10 protein-coding genes and 2 pseudogenes are annotated in these 16,407 nt (G+C 65.2%); 8 read left to right on the plus strand and 4 right to left on the minus strand.

Annotation, left to right across the window (positions count from 1 at the left end; genetic code table 11):
- Positions 1 to 121 precede the first annotated feature (121 nt).
- Positions 122 to 946: a hypothetical protein gene (locus ABE571_RS13955; RefSeq protein ID WP_183073752.1), complete on the plus strand. Its 825-nt coding sequence runs from the start codon at positions 122 to 124 to the stop codon at positions 944 to 946.
- 351 nt (positions 947 to 1,297) lie between these two features.
- Positions 1,298 to 4,303, plus strand: coding sequence for a TonB-dependent receptor (locus ABE571_RS13960; RefSeq protein ID WP_346466102.1), 3,006 nt, complete (start codon positions 1,298 to 1,300; stop codon positions 4,301 to 4,303).
- Positions 4,304 to 4,444: 141 nt separating this feature from the next.
- Here ABE571_RS13960 and ABE571_RS13965 read toward each other — a convergent pair whose 3' ends face one another.
- Positions 4,445 to 5,047 carry a TetR/AcrR family transcriptional regulator gene (locus tag ABE571_RS13965; RefSeq protein ID WP_019185113.1) on the minus strand — a complete coding sequence of 201 codons (603 nt, stop codon included), beginning with the start codon at positions 5,045 to 5,047 and terminating at the stop codon, positions 4,445 to 4,447.
- Between the two features lie 139 nt (positions 5,048 to 5,186).
- Between ABE571_RS13965 and ABE571_RS13970 the strand changes: the two genes are divergently transcribed.
- The 3 genes from ABE571_RS13970 (at position 5,187) to ABE571_RS13980 (ending at position 9,117) form a co-directional block, all read left to right on the plus strand.
- Positions 5,187 to 6,107, plus strand: a complete 921-nt coding sequence (locus ABE571_RS13970; protein ID WP_346493861.1) for an alpha/beta hydrolase — start codon at positions 5,187 to 5,189, stop codon at positions 6,105 to 6,107.
- Entirely contained in the window at positions 6,104 to 8,581 is a 2,478-nt protein-coding gene (locus ABE571_RS13975) for an acyl-CoA dehydrogenase (RefSeq protein ID WP_346463275.1), read from the plus strand. The genes ABE571_RS13970 and ABE571_RS13975 overlap by 4 nt, the downstream gene beginning before the upstream one ends.
- Positions 8,582 to 8,646: 65 nt before the next feature.
- Positions 8,647 to 9,117 carry a hotdog fold domain-containing protein gene (locus tag ABE571_RS13980; protein ID WP_313219746.1) on the plus strand — a complete coding sequence of 157 codons (471 nt, stop codon included), beginning with the start codon at positions 8,647 to 8,649 and terminating at the stop codon, positions 9,115 to 9,117.
- Between the two features lie 87 nt (positions 9,118 to 9,204).
- On the opposite strand, the gene ABE571_RS13985 is transcribed toward ABE571_RS13980, so the two are convergent.
- Complete coding sequence (locus tag ABE571_RS13985) at positions 9,205 to 9,561, minus strand: DUF1304 domain-containing protein (protein ID WP_346493863.1); 357 nt, start codon at positions 9,559 to 9,561, stop codon at positions 9,205 to 9,207.
- A gap of 31 nt (positions 9,562 to 9,592) precedes the next feature.
- Positions 9,593 to 10,930: an MFS transporter gene (locus tag ABE571_RS13990; protein WP_346493865.1), complete on the minus strand. Its 1,338-nt coding sequence runs from the start codon at positions 10,928 to 10,930 to the stop codon at positions 9,593 to 9,595.
- Between the two features lie 169 nt (positions 10,931 to 11,099).
- Here ABE571_RS13990 and ABE571_RS13995 point away from each other — a divergent pair.
- The 3 genes and pseudogenes from ABE571_RS13995 to ABE571_RS14005 all read left to right on the plus strand — a co-directional run.
- Positions 11,100 to 12,723: pseudogene (locus ABE571_RS13995) on the plus strand (choline dehydrogenase).
- Between the two features lie 164 nt (positions 12,724 to 12,887).
- Positions 12,888 to 14,282: a serine hydrolase domain-containing protein gene (locus ABE571_RS14000; protein ID WP_313210510.1), complete on the plus strand. Its 1,395-nt coding sequence runs from the start codon at positions 12,888 to 12,890 to the stop codon at positions 14,280 to 14,282.
- A 260-nt stretch (positions 14,283 to 14,542) separates the two neighbouring features.
- Positions 14,543 to 15,022 (plus strand): annotated as a pseudogene (locus ABE571_RS14005) (hypothetical protein); the annotation flags it as partial.
- A gap of 924 nt (positions 15,023 to 15,946) precedes the next feature.
- On the opposite strand, the gene gcvH reads toward ABE571_RS14005, so the two are convergent.
- Positions 15,947 to 16,342: a glycine cleavage system protein GcvH gene (gene gcvH, locus ABE571_RS14010; protein WP_123730439.1), complete on the minus strand. Its 396-nt coding sequence runs from the start codon at positions 16,340 to 16,342 to the stop codon at positions 15,947 to 15,949.
- Positions 16,343 to 16,407 lie beyond the last annotated feature (65 nt).

Here is a 16,407-nt window from a genome sequence, read left to right on the forward strand (position 1 = left end):
AAGACTTGTTAAGAAATCATAAACGCCCTAGGATCAATGTCCCGCTTCGGCGGGAACTTGTGTTCACCGCGCTTGTCTGAGAGTTCCCATGCATTCCCTTCTGCGTCTACCGCTGGCCCTGATGATCGCCCTAGGCGCGATCTCGGGCGCGCATGCGCAGGCCAAGGGCAAGCAGGACGGCACCGTGTTGCCGGTCTGGAACAAGGGCAGCGGCAAGGTGGAGGCGTTGCTGTATCTGGAACCCACCGGCGAGCAGGCGGTCGGTGCGCGCTGGCATTTCGGCCGCAGCTCCCTGGACGCGGCCTTCGGCCTGTCCTCGGGTGACTCGCTGGGTCTGCTGTGCAACAGCAGTCGCGGGACGAGCATCAGCGGATTGGCCAGCCATTGCATGCTGGCGACACTGGGCGATGAGGAAGACAACACGCTCAGCCGCCGCGTCAGTGGCACCGCCGCGTTCAACCGGCCTGGCGGCCGCGTGGGCATCACCGCCGGCAGCGGCCGCGACACCCTGCCCGCGTGGCTGGCTGGCCCGAACAAATCGCCTTCGCTGCGCGCCGAACAGAACGACCTGACCGTCTTCGGGCAGAAGAACATCGGCCGCGAGGGCTTCGTCTCGATCGGCGGCACCTATGCCAAGGCGCGTCTGGTCCCCATCGCGGACGCCTCGCCGGCGATCGTGGACCGCTGGGACAGCAAGAGCCTCACCATCGGTGCCGGCTATGGCAACTTCAGCGGCAACATCATCGGCCGCGTGGTCGATGTTCCGGGCCAGCCCGGCAAGTGGGAAGGCCTGGGGGTCGGCCTGACCTGGCGCACGCCGTGGAGCGGGCAGCTCACCGTGGGCGCCGAGAACGTGGTCACCCGCGGCAAGAACCCGTTCGCCCCCCGCAACGAGAGCACGGACGAGGGCACCGTCCCCTACGTGCGGTACGAGCAGGATCTCTGACCTGTCGTTGCGACGACCCGTCAATACACGTCATCCAAAGGGCGCCTCCACGAGGCGCCCTTTTTCGTTTGGGCTGCCTGTCAAGGGCGCACACGGCCCATTCAGGGTGAAATTTTTTTAACAAAAATCTTAACAAATGAGACGTTTTGGGCGGCAGATATCGCTTAGAGCCTTATGCTGCAAAGGCTTTGCCGAATTTCACCTAAATCACATGGAACATTAACGGCTCTTTAATTTTTAGTTGCACGTGGTTACTATCGAGTCAGCTTCACGGATTGGGAACGCCTTTCGTCCCCGCGCTGAAGCCCATCCCAACACGTTGCACCCAAGTCAACTTGGAGAGAGAGCCCAATGAATCGCAACAGCAACAAACTGCGTGACGCCGTCGTCCTCGCGCTGATCGCCAGCGCTGCCGGCACCGGCAGCGCCGTCGCCCAGGAAGCCACTGGCACCACCAATCTGGACCGCATCTCGGTCACCGGTTCGCGCATCCGCCAGGTTGACGTCGAGACCGCGCAGCCGGTGCTGACCATCTCGCGTGCAGATATCCAGAACCAGGGCTTCAGCTCGGTCGGCGACATCCTGCAGAACATTTCGGCCGCCGGTAGCCCGAACTTCAGCCGCGCCTCGCCGCTGACCTCCAACCAGGAAGCCGGTGGTCAGTACATCGACCTGCGCAACCTGGGCGCACAGCGCACGCTGGTGCTGGTCAATGGCAAGCGCCTGGGCATCAGCCCGGACGGCTACCAGGACATCTCCATCATCCCGACCTCGATGGTCGAGCGCATCGACGTGCTGAAGGACGGCGCCTCGTCGATCTACGGTTCGGACGCGATGGCCGGTGTGATCAACATCATCACCCGCAAGAACTTCGACGGCCTGGAAGCGAACGTCTACAAGGGCCAGTACAGCCAGGGCGATGGCGAGAAGGAAACCTACGACTTCGTCATGGGCTTCTCCGGTGACCGCGGCTCGCTGACCGTCGGCGCCGAGTACCACAAGGAAGAAGGCGTGTGGGCCAAGGATCGTCCGTTCACGGCCGACACCTACCCGGATTGGGATCCGGCCTCCTCGCTGACCCCGGTCGGCCAGTACGGTAACTACAACCGCTTTGCCAACCAGTTCAACCGCAATGCTGCGGGCGCGCTGGTGCTCAACGCCCAGGGCAACCCGGTCCGCCGCAGCGCCGGCTGGTCGGTCGCCAATCAGGGCAGCGATGCCATCGGTGCCAACGACTTCCACCCGCAGACCGCTGCGGATCAGAGCCGTTCGTCCGATCAGATGCACCTGCTGACCCCGCTGGAGCGTCGTTCGCTGTTCGTCAGCGGCAACTACGACATCACCGACAACGTCCGCTTCACCACGGACCTGTCCTACACCAAGCGCCAGTCGCAGCGTCAGATCGCCGGTTACCCGCTGCAGTCGTCCGCCTTCGGCGTGCCGATGGCCGGCGCGGTCTATCAGACCAATCCGGATGGCAGCCGCACCCTGGTCAGCAATGGCAGCTACTTCAACCCGAACGGCAATCGTGACCTGTACCAGGCCGACGTCGCCAGCTTCGTCGATGCTGATGGCAACCCGCTGTACTCGCAGACCAACGACGTCGACTTCCGTCGCCGTGGCTGGGAAGTCCCGCGTACCACCGATTCGACCCTGACCACCTGGCGTTTCGCCGCGGCACTGGAAGGTTCGTTCGAAATCGGTGACCGCTTCTTCAACTGGGATGTCGGCGCGCTGTACAACGAAAACGACAGCCTGCTGATCAACAACGGCAACTTCTACATCCCGGCCGTCGCCGCGGCTGTGGGTCCGTCGTTCCTCAACTCCTCCGGCCAGGTCGTCTGCGGCACCCCGGGCAACGAGATCGCCGGCTGCGTGCCGTGGAACCCGTATGCCGGCTACGGCGCAGGCAGCGACCAGTACTCGCTGGGCGATCCGAACGTGCAGAACTACCTGTTCCGCGAAGAACACGCCACCGGCAAGACCACCACCCACAACTACTTCGCCAACCTGTCCGGCACCATCGTGCCGCTGCCGGCGGGCGACCTGGGCTTCGCGGTCGGCTATGAATACCGCAAGGAAAGCGGTGCGTTCAACCCGGATGCGATCGCCCAGTCGGGTGACTCGACCAACCTGGCGTCCGGTCCGACCAAGGGTTCCTACGCCCTGGATGAGTTCTACCTGGAATTGAACATCCCGATCCTGGCGGATCTGGCGTTCGCCAAGGAACTGACCCTGGACGTGGCCACCCGTTACTCGGATTTCACCAGCTTCGGTGACACCACCAACAACAAGTTCGGCCTGAAGTGGCGTCCGATCGACGACCTGCTGGTCCGTGCCACCTATGCCGAGGGCTTCCGCGCCCCGACCATCGGTGATCTGTACGGCGGCACCTCGCAGACCTTCCCGACCAACTTCGTCGATCCGTGCGACAGCGTCTACGGCGACGTCCGCGGCAGCGCACGCTGCGTCCAGGATGTCGGCCAGGGCTACCGCCAGCTGTCGCAGGGCTTCGTCCCGACGACCGGCCGTGCCGCACAGAGCCCGGTGCCGTTCAACTCCGGCTCGAACCCGAACCTGACCCCGGAAACCTCCGAGTCCAAGACGGTCGGCTTCGTGTACAGCCCGAGCTACGTCACCGGCCTGAGCGTGGGTGTGGATTGGTGGAGCATCCGCATCGACAACACGATCGTCAGCGACAGCCCGAACCTGATCATGGAAGACTGCTATGTCCGCCTGATCGAATCGCGCTGCTCGATGTTCAGCCGTGACCCGAACAACGGCAACATCGTGGGCACCCTGAACTACGGCAACCGCAACGCCGGTTACACCGAAACCGAAGGCTTCGACTTCGACATCAGCTACAGCCGTGACACCGATTTCGGCCGCTTCTCGGCCAAGTCGTCGACCACGTACGTGGGCAAGTACGAAGAGAAGTCCACGGACGATGTGGACGCCGTGCCGTCGCAGAACAATGGCTTCGGTGCATTCTTCCGCGTGCGCTCGAACCTGGGCCTGGGCTGGAGCATGAACGACCTGTCGGTCAACTGGAACGTGCGTTACTTCTCCGGCACCAAGGAAAGCTGCCGCTTCCCCACGCGTTGCACCCTGCCCACCTACAGCGCACCGGACACCCTGGGCGTGATCTCGCCGCAGACCGAGCTGGGCGCAGTGACCTTCCACGACGTGCAGGTGTCCTATGCCACCCCGTGGAATGCCACCGTCGCCGTGGGCGCCAACAACGTGTTCAACAAGGTCGGCCCGATGATGACCTCGCAGCCGAACTCGAACTTCTCGTACTACGGCGGCTACGACATCGGTCGCTTCCTGTACATGAAGTACTCGCAGAAGTTCTGATCGATCCACTGATCAACAACGTCTGATGCAACGGCCCCGAAAGGGGCCGTTGTTTTTTGTGGCGACGCGCGGCCCCGTCCAACGGCCGCATACAAAAAAGGCCGCGTTTCCGCGGCCTTCTGCTTGCCTGCAGCGATCAGATCACCCCAGCGGGATCAGCGTCTCGATCACGTGCTCCACATAGGCCTCGAAATCTTCGCGGGCCTGTTTGGGCTGCTGCAACTGCAGCGACAGCTGCAGGAAGCCGACATAGGCGGCATAGGCCAGGCGTGCACGGTGCTGCGCATCCGTGCGGCTGAGGCCGGCCTGGCGGAACGAGGCGACCAGGTACTCCAGGCGGCGGTGCGAGACACGGTCGATGACCGGGCGCACCATCGGGTGATCCAGCGCCTTGAGCAGTTCGCTGTAGATGATGTGCGGCTGCACTTCATGCGCCACCACCTGGAACAGCTGGCGCAGGCGTACGCGCGGGTCGGTCACATCGGCCAGGCTGCCGAACACCTGCTCCTGCTCGAACAGCTCCCAGCGCTCCAACGCGGCCTGCAGCAACGCATCGCGCGAGGGGAAGTGCCAATAGAAGCTGCCTTTGGTGACACCCAGGCGCCGCGCCAGCGGTTCCACCGCAACCGCGCCCACGCCTTGTTCGGCAATCAGATCCAGTGCGGCCTGGGCCCAGTCTTCGGCACTGAGGCGGCTGTTGCGGCCGGCACGTGGCTCGCCGGCGGAAGCTTCGGGTTCATTCATAGGTGGATTTAACCATACGCCGGGGTTGGTTGCAGTACGTCAATGCACACAGGGGCGCCTGGAGCCTCGCCGCACAAGGGATGTCCCCACCATACTCCCAAGTATTGACATCGCACAGGGCAGGTCCATACTAGCGAGTATGGTCATTCCTTCTTCTACTCTGCCCCGTTTTGACGATGAGCGACTGACCGGCGCGCACGACGCCGTGCTGGCCGCCACCCGGTCGGGCCCGGGGCGTCGCGGCACCGTGCTGTTCGCCCACGGCTTCGGCCAGACCCGGCATGCCTGGAATGCCACCGCGGCCGCGCTGGTCGACGCCGGTTACCAGACCCTGTCCTACGACGCACGCGGCCATGGCGATTCAGACTGGAATCCGGCCGAACGCCCTTACCACGGCGAACAGTTCGCCGATGATCTGATCGTGCTGGCCGGCGAGCAGGCGCAGCCGCCGATCCTGATCGCCGCCTCGATGGGCGGCCTGTTCGGTTTGCTGGCCGAGTCGCGCTGGCCGGGCCTGTTCTCGGCGATGGTGCTGGTGGACATCACCCCGCGCTGGGACACCGCCGGGGTCGAAAAGATCCTGATGTTCATGACCGCACACCCCGACGGCTTTGCCTCGCTGGCGCAGGCGGCCGATGTGATCTCCGCCTACCTGCCGCACCGCCCGCGCAAGTCGGACGATTCCCTGCGCGCGTTGCTGCGCGAGGACGGTCACGGCCGCTGGCGCTGGCATTGGGACCCGCGCCTGGTCGCCGAACTGGCGCGTGACAGTGAACACCACCAGGACGCGCTCGCCGACGCAGCGCGCCAGGTGAAATGCCCATTGCTGCTGGTCAGCGGTGGCCGCAGCACCCTGGTCACCCCGCAGACGGTGGCCGAGTTCCTCGCGTTGGTGCCACATGCACGCCACGTGCAGCTGCCGGAGGCCACGCATATGGTCGCCGGTGATGACAACAACGCCTTTACCGCTACTGTGTTGGACTATCTGGACGTGTTGCCCTCGGCCTCCGCCGTCGCATCGTCCGCCATTACCGAGCACGTCACCGGAGCACGCTCATGAGCATTGTCGTTCCCTTCCTCGTCGTCCTGTTGGCAGGTGCGTTCGTCGCCTACCACCGGATGCGCCTGATCACCTGGACGATCATCAGCCTCGTGCTGCTGGCCGCCTGCTGGTTCATCCCGTACGTCAACCAGACCGCCACGATCGTGGCCGCGGCCATCGTCGCCGTGATCGCCGTGCCGCTGCTGCTGCCCTTCATCCGCAAGCCGCTGCTGACCGCGCCGATGATGAAGGTGTTCCGCAAGGTGCTGCCGCCGCTGTCGCAGACCGAGCGCATCGCGCTGGAAACCGGCTCGGTCGGTTTCGAAGGCGAGCTGTTCACCGGTGACCCGGACTGGAACATCCTGCTCAACTACCCCAAGCCGCAGCTCACCGCTGAGGAACAGGCGTTCCTGGACGGCCCGGTCGAAGAGCTGTGCAAGATGGTCAACGACTGGGAAATCACCCACGTCTACGCCGACCTGCCGCCGGAGCTGTGGAGCTTCATCAAGAAGAACAAGTTCTTCGGCATGATCATTCCGAAGGAATACGGCGGCCTGGGCTTCAGCGCGCTGGCCCACCACAAGGTGATCCAGAAGCTGGCCTCGGTGTCGAGCGTGGTCAGCTCCACCGTCGGCGTGCCCAACTCGCTGGGCCCGGGTGAACTGCTCAACCATTACGGCACCCAGGAACAGAAGGACCAGTACCTGCCGCGCCTGGCCGATGGCCGTGAAGTGCCCTGCTTCGGCCTGACCGGTCCGTTCGCCGGCTCGGACGCCACCTCGATTCCCGATTACGGCATCGTCTGCAAGGGCGAGTGGAACGGCGAGCAGGTGCTCGGCGTCAAGCTCACCTTCGACAAGCGCTACATCACCCTGGCCCCGGTGGCCACGCTGATCGGCCTGGCCTTCCGCATGTACGACCCGGATGGCCTGATCGGCAGCACCCGCGACATCGGCATCACCCTGGCGCTGCTGCCGCGTGATACCGCCGGCGTGGAAATCGGCCGTCGCCACTTCCCGCTCAACTCGACCTTCCAGAACGGCCCGATCCGCGGCAAGGATGTCTTCATCCCGCTGACCCAGCTGATCGGCGGCGCCGAGAAGGCCGGCAAGGGCTGGAACATGCTCAACGAGTGCCTGGCCGTCGGCCGCTCCATCACCCTGCCCTCCACCGCCAGTGGCGGTGCCAAGGCCGGTGCGGTGGTGACCGGTGCCTATGCCCGCATCCGCAAGCAGTTCGGCCTGTCGGTCGGCCGCTTCGAGGGCGTGGAAGAAGCGCTCGCCCGCATCGGTGGCAAGGCTTACGCGATCAGCGCGCTGTGCCAGGCCACGGCGGCGGCGGTGGACCGCGGCGACGTGCCGTCGGTGCCGTCGGCCATCGCCAAGTACCACTGCACCACCATGAGCCGTGAAGTGATCTCGGACGTGATGGATGTGATCGGCGGCAAGGGCATCATCCTGGGGCCGCGCAACTTCGCCGGCCGCAGCTGGCAGGCCGCGCCGATCGCGATCACGGTGGAAGGCGCCAACATCATGACCCGCAGCCTGCTGATCTTCGGCCAGGGTGCGATCCTGTGCCACCCGTGGGTGCTCAAGGAAATGAAGGCCGCGCAGGATCCGGACACCCGCGCCGGCCTGCAGGAATTCGACCGCAGCCTGTTCGGCCACATCCGCTACGGCATCTCCAACGCCGTGCGTTCGTTCTGGTTCGGCCTGACCGGTGCCCGTTTCGGTGCCGCCCCGGGCGATGCCTACACCCGCCGCTACTTCCGCAAGCTGGACCGTTACTCGGCCAACCTGGCGCTGATGGCCGACATCTCGATGATGACGCTGGGCGGCAAGCTGAAGTTCAAGGAATCGCTGTCCGGCCGCCTGGGCGATGTGCTGAGCCACATCTACATGACCAGCGCCATGCTCAAGCGTTACCACGACGAAGGCGCCCCGGCCGCCGACCAGCCGCTGCTGGCCTGGGCCTTCCATGACAGCGTGCACAAGATCGAAGAATCGCTGTCGGCCGCCCTGCGCAACTTCCCGGTGCGCCCGATCGGCTGGCTGATGTGGGCGCTGATCTTCCCGTTCGGCCGCCGTGCCGAAGCCCCGGGCGACCGCCTCGGCCACCGCGTGGCCGCGCTGCTGATGGCGCCCAACGAGGCCCGCGACCGTCTGGCCAGTGGCGTGTTCCTGACCCCGTGCGAGAACAACCCGGGTGGCCGCATCAACAGCTACCTGTCCAAGGCGATCATGGCCGAGCCGGTGGAGCGCAAGTTCATCAAGGCGCTCAAGACCAAGGGCATCGAGGCGCTGGACTTCGTTACCCAGCTGGACGAAGCCGTGGCCGAAGGTGTGATCACCCAGGACGAACGCACCCTGCTCGAAGAGCTGCGCACGCTCACCCTGGAAACGATCACCGTGGACGACTTCGATCCGGAAGAACTGCGCTCGGCGGGCTACTACAAGCGCCAGCAGAAGGACGCGCAGTCGCAGGCCGCGTGATCCCGGCCACCAGGTAAACCACAACGGCGGACTTCGGTCCGCCGTTTCTTTAGGGAGACCCCCCGATGTCCGCTCCACTGCTCACGCTTTACCGCCGCATGCAGCGTTGGCCTGCCGGCAACTGGCTGTTCTCGCGCGCGGTGTGCGTCAAGGCGCCCTACTTCGCCAGCATCGCCCCGCGCATCACGCTGCTCGAACCGGGCCGCTGCGAAGGCCGCATCGCGCACCGGCGCAAGGTCACCAACCACATCGGCACGGTGCACGCGATCGCGCTGTGCAACCTGGCTGAGCTCACCGCCGGGCTGATGGTGGATGCGTCGCTGCCCAAGGGCATGCGCTGGATCCCGAAGGGCATGGAGGTGCAGTACCTGGCCAAGGCGACGGGCACCCAGTATGCCGTGGCCACGCCGGAGCAGCCGATCGTGGCGGCCGAGGCGGGTTACGCGCTGCCGGTGAAGGTGCAGGTGCGCGATGACGCCGGCACGGCCGTGTTCGAGGCACGGATCGCCATGTGGGTGTCGCCGGTCAAGCGTTGATCTGTGCCGCGCAGCCACCCATGGGGTGGCTCTGCATCCGATCCGTCTGTCGCAGGGTAGCGCCACGCCATGCGTGGCTGGCACCTGTCAGGCCGGCACCATCCACCACGCGGCCACGGCCAGCATTGCCGGCACAGCCTGGATGAAGAAGATCCGCTTGTTGACGCTGTACGCGCCATAGTAGCCGGCCACGATCACGCAGCCCAGCATGAAGTTGACCAGCATCGGCAGGTGATCGAACAGCCCCCAGAACAGGCCCGCGGCAAGGAAGCCGTTGTACAGCCCTTGATTGGCCGCCAACACCCGCGTGGCCTGCGCCTTTTCCGGCGTATTGCGGAAGGTCTTCAGGCCCAGCGGCTTGGTCCACAGGAACATTTCCAGGACCAGGAAATACACGTGCAGCAGGGCGACCAACAGGGTCAACGACAGCGCGATCCAATACATGGGCTCAGGTTCCTGGAAGACTGCAGAGAGCTTACTCCGGACGCTCGCCCGGCAGCTTCTTTTCCTCGCGCAGTACGCCCAATGCTGCGACGGTCATCGCCCCGGCCACGACCAGCCCACCAACGAACACAATGTGCGAACCGAACAGGGACAGTCCCTTGTGCACCCAGGCGAAGGTCAGATCGCCACCGCGGTAGACCACGGTGTCGATCGCCGCGCCGGCCTTGTAGCGCCACTGGCGGTCCACACGGGTGTAGATCGTCTCGCGCGCCGGCTTGGCCAGTGAGAATTCGCTGGCGCGGGTCATGACCTGCACCATCGCCACCATCAAGGGCAACGGGGAGGCCGCCAGGATCGAGAACCCGATGATGATCGCCACGCCGGGAATCAACAGCGCCGGGGCGATCCCATACCGCGACAGCAACCAGCGCGTGAAGCCAAGCTGGATGATCAGGGTCAGCGTGTTCACCGCCAGGTCCACGCGTGAAAAGAACGCCGTGCTTGCCGCTGCATCTGGGTACAGGCGGCGCACGATCGAGGCCTGCTCGTTGTAGAGCATCGTGCCTACGCCCACGCCGAACAGCACCATCAGCGCCAGCCAGCGCAGCATCGGCTCACGCACGATCAGCTTCAGGCCATCGAACACGCTGCCGCCCATCGGCGTCTCACCGGAAACCAGCTGCCGCTCCTGTTCGCGTGCCACCGCCCACAGCCGCAGCCGCCAGATGCAGCCCAGGCAGATCAACAGGAAGCCGGCCGAGACCAGCATCAGATTGGCGATGCCGACCCGCTGCACCAGCGCCGAGGTGATGATCGGCCCAAGGAATGCGCCGATCGTCCCGGCCGCGCCGAGATAGCCGTAATACGCGCGCGCCTCCACGTTGGAGAACACGTCGGCCATGAAGCTCCAGAACACGGCCACCGCGAACAGGTTGAAGACGGTGATCCAGAAAAAGAACGCCATCCCCCGCCCGGGCACGCCGGTCTCGAACATCACGTAGAAGCCGAGCAGGGTGACAATGAAGAACCCATACACCGCCGGCAGGAACACCCGGCGCGGATAGCGGCTCACCAGCGCGCCGTACAGCGGCTGCAGCACCAGCATGATGAAGAACACGCAGGTGAACAGGAACTGCAGCACGAAGTCCTGCAGGGCGATCCCGTGCCCGGCGAACCACTGGATCAGCGGCAGCGGAAACACGGTCTGCAGATCCGACGAGGCCGCCATCGCTTCGCGCACCGGGCGCAGGACGTAGTAGCCGCTGAGCAGGCAGAAGAAGTACAGCGAAGCCCAGATCAGCGGCGGCGAACGCCGCCACGCACTCAGCATCCCACCGGCTGCCGTGCCGGTCCCGGTCGCCGCGGTCATTGCCCGCTCTGCGCGGACAAGGGGCGTTGCAACGGCAGCATGTGGGGAACTCCGGGCGTCGAAGCGCGCAAGGTAAACGATGCACCGCAACATCGCCAGCCTCCGGCACGCCCATCGGCGCAACGCTGCGTGGCGCACCCCGCAGCCCCTGCCTGCCCCAACCTGTCTTATGCTCGGTGCGCACCCCGGCAAGGAGCGGCATGTACGACTACATCGTGATTGGAGCCGGTTCTGCCGGCTGCGTGCTGGCCCACCGGCTCAGCGAAGACCCGGCCTGCCGGGTACTGCTGCTGGAAGCGGGCCCGCGCGATACCAACCCCTTCATCCATATGCCGGCCGGGTTGGCGCGGCTGGTCAACAACCGCCGCATCAACTGGAACCTGGAGACCGAGCCGGAGCCTGCACTGGAGGGCCGTCGCCTGTGGTGGCCGCGCGGCAAGGTGCTGGGGGGCTCGAGTTCGATCAATGCGATGTGCTACGTGCGCGGCGTACCGGCCGACTACGACGGCTGGGAAGCGGGTGGCGCCATCGGCTGGGGCTGGGACCAGGTGCTGCCCTGGTTCCTGCACAGCGAGCGCAACAGCCGCGGTGCCAGCGCGCTGCATGGCGCCGCAGGACCGCTGTCGGTGTCCGACCTGCGCCACCACAATCCCCTGTCGGCCGCTTTCATCGCCGCCGCACAGCAGGCCGGCCATCCCCACAATGCGGACTTCAACGGTGACCAGCAGCTCGGCGTCGGGCTGTACCAGGTCACCCAGCGCGACGGTGCACGGTGTTCGAGCGCGGACGCCTATCTGCGCCCGGCACGCCACCGGCGCAACCTGACGGTGCTCACCGGGGCGCAGGCGACCGCGCTGAGTTTCCAGGGCACGACGGCGACCGGCGTGCACTATCGGCGTGGCGCGCACCACCTCCACGCACGCGCGGGCGCGGAGGTGATCCTCAGCGCCGGCGCCATCCACTCCCCGCACCTGCTGATGCTCTCCGGCATCGGCGAGGCGGACACGCTGCGCTGCCACGGCATCACCCCGCGCGTGGATCTGCCCGGTGTCGGCCGCAACCTGCAGGACCACCTGGACATCTGCACCGTCGTGCACACCGGCCCGGGTGTCAGCTACGACCGCAGCAGCGAACTGCGCATCGCCGTGGACTACTTCCTGCGCGGCCACCGCGGCGCCGGCACCAGCAACCTGGCCGAGGCCGGCGGCTTCGCCCGCTCGTCGCTGGCTACGGAGGCCCGCGCCGACATCCAGTTCCATTTCGTCCCGGCGATGCTGGACAACCACGGCCGCCACCGGCTGCCGGGCGATGGCTATACGCTGCATGCCTGCCCGCTGCACCCGCACAGCCGCGGGCAGCTGCGCCTGCGTGATGCCGATGCGCGCTCACCGCCGCGCATCCACGCCAACTACCTGGGTGACGCCGCCGGCCACGATCTGAAGATGATGCTTGAATGCGCCCGGCTGTCGCGCAGGATCCTGCAGCAGCCTGCGTTTGACCGCTGGCGCGGCGCGCCGGTGTTCCCCGCGCACAACGCGCTGGACGACGCAGCATTGGAAGCCTTCATCCGGGCCAAGGCCGAGACCATCTACCACCCGGTCGGGACCTGCGCGATGGGGCAGCATGCCGAGGCGGTGGTCGATCCGGGCACCCTGCGCGTGCACGGCACCGAACGGCTGCGGGTGGTGGACGCCTCGGTGATGCCGCGCCTGATCAGCGGCAATACCAACGCACCGACCATGATGATCGCCGAGCGGGCCGCACACTGGATCCGGACCGCCGCCACTGCCTGAACAGGGGTGCGCTGGACCGCCCTCCCCCGGCGCGCCGGATCCGCTCGGGATTGGCAAAACCCACGCGTTTTCAACGCGATACGCATTCATCTTCGATTCGTTTGTGCAATCACGAAAAGCGGCGCTAGAATCGGTCACAGCAGTCGCGCACGGGCACCCATACGATGAACCAGAACAACAGGCGCCGACCGATCCGTTCGGCGGCAACCGGGTTGTTGGGCATGTTGATGCCCATCGCCATGTCTTCCACTGCACAGACACCCGCCGCTGCGCCCGCCGGGTTCCCGGTCAACATCGAGGAATCGGCGCCGACCGCCGCCCCGCATACCCAGCCTGCCGCGTATCGCACCACGCCGGCCGGCCTGAAAGTGCAGCCGCCCGCGCAGGGTTTCAACGTGGCCTCGATCGAATCGATGGCGCAGCAGCTCACCTACGGCGAGCGCGTGCCGGGCATGGCGGTTGCCATCGTGCAGGGCGGCCGCGTGCTCAGCGCGCGCGGCTACGGTGTCACCGACGTCAACAATCCGCAGCAGGTCGATGCCCACACCGTGTTCCGCCTAGCCTCGTTGTCCAAGGCTTTCGCCGGCACCATGGCCGGCCTGCTGGTCAACGATGGCACCCTGCGCTGGGACAGCAAGGTCACCGACTACGTGCCCGGCTTCCAGTTGAGCACGCCCGAAGCAACCGAGCGCCTGACCGTGGCCGATCTGCTCAGCCACCGCGTCGGCCTGCCCTACAACGCCTATGACCGCGACGTCGAAGCCAACGCCGAGTACTACACACTCACCCACAAGCTGGCGGCCACCTCGCTCAAGTGCCTGCCCGGCGATTGCTACGCCTACCAGAACGTGGCCTTCAGCCTGATCGGTGATGTGGTCTACGCCGCCTCCGGCAGCTTCTACGAACAGTCCGTCGAGCGTCGCCTGTTCAAGCCGCTGGGCATGGACGATGCCAGCCTTGGCCTGGCCGGCATCCAGGCGAGCTCGCGCTGGGCACGCCCGCATGTGCGCAGCCGCAATGGCTGGGTCGCGCTCACGCCCAAGCCGACCTACTACCGCCTCGCCCCGGCCGCCGGCGTCAACGCCAGTGCCAGCGACATGGCGCAGTGGCTGCTGGCACACACCGGCCATCGCCCCGACGTACTGCCCGCTCCGTTGCTGGCCACGCTGCATGCCAGCCTGATCAGCACTCCCGGTGAGATGCGCTCGGGCTGGCGCCGCGAGCGCCTCAACTCGGCCGGCTACGCGCTTGGCTGGCGCACCTTCGATTACGCCGGCCATGAAGTGATCTTCCACGCCGGTGCCGTCCAGGGCTATCGCGGCCTGGTCGCCCTGGTGCCCGAGCGCGACCTCGGCATTGCCATCATGTGGAACGGCGAAAGCAGCCTGCCCAGCGGCCTGCTGCCCACCGTACTGGACCAGGCCATGGGCCTGCCGACCCAGCGCTGGCTGGACGTGGACACCGACTTCGGCAGCGACAACCTGATGGCCGAAGACGCCGCCCCGCAAGGCAAGCGCAAGGGTGTCTCGTCGAACCGCGCGGTCGCTTCACCGCGCTGATCCCGCCCGCAGGTGGCATCGAAAAAGGCGGCCGGATGGCCGCCTTTTTTTTGGTTTTTTGGTATCGCCCATAAAAAAACTCCTTCCCCGCTGGGCTGCCAGGGAAGGAGTCTCAGGTACGGCTATCGGGAAAAACTTAGATCAGCGGTGCCGGGGTTGCCGGCAGCGCGACCGGCGCGGCCTTCTTCTTGCGAACGGCCGGCTTGCGCTTTGCGACCTTCTTCACTGCCTTCTTCGCGGATGCCTTCTTGGCCGGAGCCTTGCGGGCAGTCGCCTTCTTGGCGGTGGCCTTCTTGGCTACCTTGCGGGTGGCCTTCTTGGCGGTCTTCTTGGCAGCCTTCTTCGGAGCGGCCTTCTTGGCTACCTTGCGGGTCGCCTTCTTGGCCGTCTTCTTTACCGCCTTTTTCGCGGTCTTCTTGGCAGCTGCCTTCTTTGCAGTCTTCTTGACGGCTTTCTTCGCCGTCTTCTTGACGGCCTTCTTCGCCGTCTTCTTCACTGCCTTCTTTGCGGTCTTCTTGGTCGCAGCCTTCTTTGCCGTCTTCTTCACGGCCTTCTTGGCCGTCTTCTTTACGGCTGCCTTGCGAGCGGTCGCCTTCTTGGCCGCCTTCTTCACCGTCTTCTTGGCAGCGGCTTTCTTGGCTACCTTCTTCACGGCCTTCTTGGCAGTCGCCTTTTTAGCGACCTTCTTGGCTGCCTTTTTGGCGGCCGGCTTTTTCTTCGCAGCTTTCTTGGTTGCCATGGGATGGCTCCTCGTCAGTGATCTATGGAGTGGAAACGCCCAGGTAAAGCAAACCCGCCGTTGCTGCGTCGCGGGGACCGCCGTCGCGTCATGCGCGTCGTGACGGATACGGAGACACCTGCCACATGCGGCCAGGCAGATATCGGATCAGGAAGGGTCTTGCGGTTCGCTGAAGGAAGCGAAGCCATCTCCACCGTCATCGGACGCGAGGTGGATGTCCAGGTTGTGCTTCGCGACTTGATGTCGATTCTGCTCACTCTGTTCGCAGGCAAGGTCTGCTGAGGCGAAACCTAATCACGCTTTTTTTCACTGTCAACAACCCCGGCGAAAAATTTTCACACCGGCACCCTGCCGCGGCCCCCTCTGCGTACCCGTCATCGAGCCGACGAGAGCGCCATGCCAACGCCACCGCGAACACCCCACGCAACCGAACACAGGCAACACAGAAAAGAAAAGCACTTAAAAGAAGCACTTTCGTGTAGCGACATCGCAACAACGCCGTGCGCCGTCCTGCAACGCCACGCGCGCATCGCATGCCATCACCCCTGCCACAGGACTCCCCGTGCGCACCTTAAACAGACCGCAAAACTTTTCACATCTGCCCGCGCTTTTTTCCACCCGATTTGCGTAACTGCGCAAACTTTTGACCGTTCGGGACCGACACGTTCGCGCCTGGCGTTCGCCGTTGAACATCGCCGCACGTCCGCCGGGATACCTGTTCGGCATGCCATTGGCGCGTCGGCGCAGACCAGATCGCCGGCGCGCATCGGCACCGAACCGATCGTCATGAGCCAGCCGTCGCGATCATCGCCCATCGCGCGCGCACTGCAATCCTCACGCACTACTAACGCGATCGGCGCGCGCCCGACGCGCGGGCAAAAAAAAACGGCCGCACCGGGCGGCCGTTCTTCAGCGGAAACGACGATCAGTGATCTTCGTTTTCCAGCAGCTCGGCGTAGTCGTCCGGACCCAGCAGGTCGTTGACTTCGTCCAGGCCGGCCACTTCGACGACATAGATCCAGCCGTCGCCGTAGGCGTCTTCGTTGATGGTTTCCGGCTTGTCGCTCAGGGCCGAATTGACCTCGACCACCGTGCCGGTGATCGGGCTGTACACGTCCGAAGCGGCCTTCACCGACTCGACCACGGCAGCCTGTTCGCCGGCCTTGACCTCCTGGCCAACCTCCGGCAGTTCAACATAGACCAGGTCGCCAAGCAGGCCCTGGGCGTGGTCGGAAATACCGACGGTGACGCGGCCGCTGCCTTCAACGCGTGCCCACTCGTGGGACTTGAGGAATTTGAGGTCGCCGGGGATCTCGCTCATGGGACTGCTCCGAGGAATATCAGGGGGGGTCAAGAAACGGGGGTAGTGTAACCAACCGGCGCGGA

The sequence above is a fragment of the Stenotrophomonas sp. TWI273 genome (assembly GCF_039674765.1).
Classification (GTDB): domain Bacteria; phylum Pseudomonadota; class Gammaproteobacteria; order Xanthomonadales; family Xanthomonadaceae; genus Stenotrophomonas.

Bases quoted from the DNA above. Each gene is read 5' to 3' on its own strand.
- ABE571_RS13955 (WP_183073752.1), top strand. From the start codon at position 122: ATGATCGCCCTAGGCGCGATCTCGGGCGCGCATGCGCAGGCCAAGGGC.
- ABE571_RS13960 (WP_346466102.1), top strand. From the start codon at position 1,298: ATGAATCGCAACAGCAACAAACTGCGTGACGCCGTCGTCCTCGCGCTG.
- ABE571_RS13965 (WP_019185113.1), bottom strand. From the start codon at position 5,047: ATGAATGAACCCGAAGCTTCCGCCGGCGAGCCACGTGCCGGCCGCAAC.
- ABE571_RS13970 (WP_346493861.1), top strand. From the start codon at position 5,187: ATGGTCATTCCTTCTTCTACTCTGCCCCGTTTTGACGATGAGCGACTG.
- ABE571_RS13975 (WP_346463275.1), top strand. From the start codon at position 6,104: ATGAGCATTGTCGTTCCCTTCCTCGTCGTCCTGTTGGCAGGTGCGTTC.
- ABE571_RS13980 (WP_313219746.1), top strand. From the start codon at position 8,647: ATGTCCGCTCCACTGCTCACGCTTTACCGCCGCATGCAGCGTTGGCCT.
- ABE571_RS13985 (WP_346493863.1), bottom strand. From the start codon at position 9,561: ATGTATTGGATCGCGCTGTCGTTGACCCTGTTGGTCGCCCTGCTGCAC.
- ABE571_RS13990 (WP_346493865.1), bottom strand. From the start codon at position 10,930: ATGACCGCGGCGACCGGGACCGGCACGGCAGCCGGTGGGATGCTGAGT.
- ABE571_RS14000 (WP_313210510.1), top strand. From the start codon at position 12,888: ATGAACCAGAACAACAGGCGCCGACCGATCCGTTCGGCGGCAACCGGG.
- gcvH (WP_123730439.1), bottom strand. From the start codon at position 16,342: ATGAGCGAGATCCCCGGCGACCTCAAATTCCTCAAGTCCCACGAGTGG.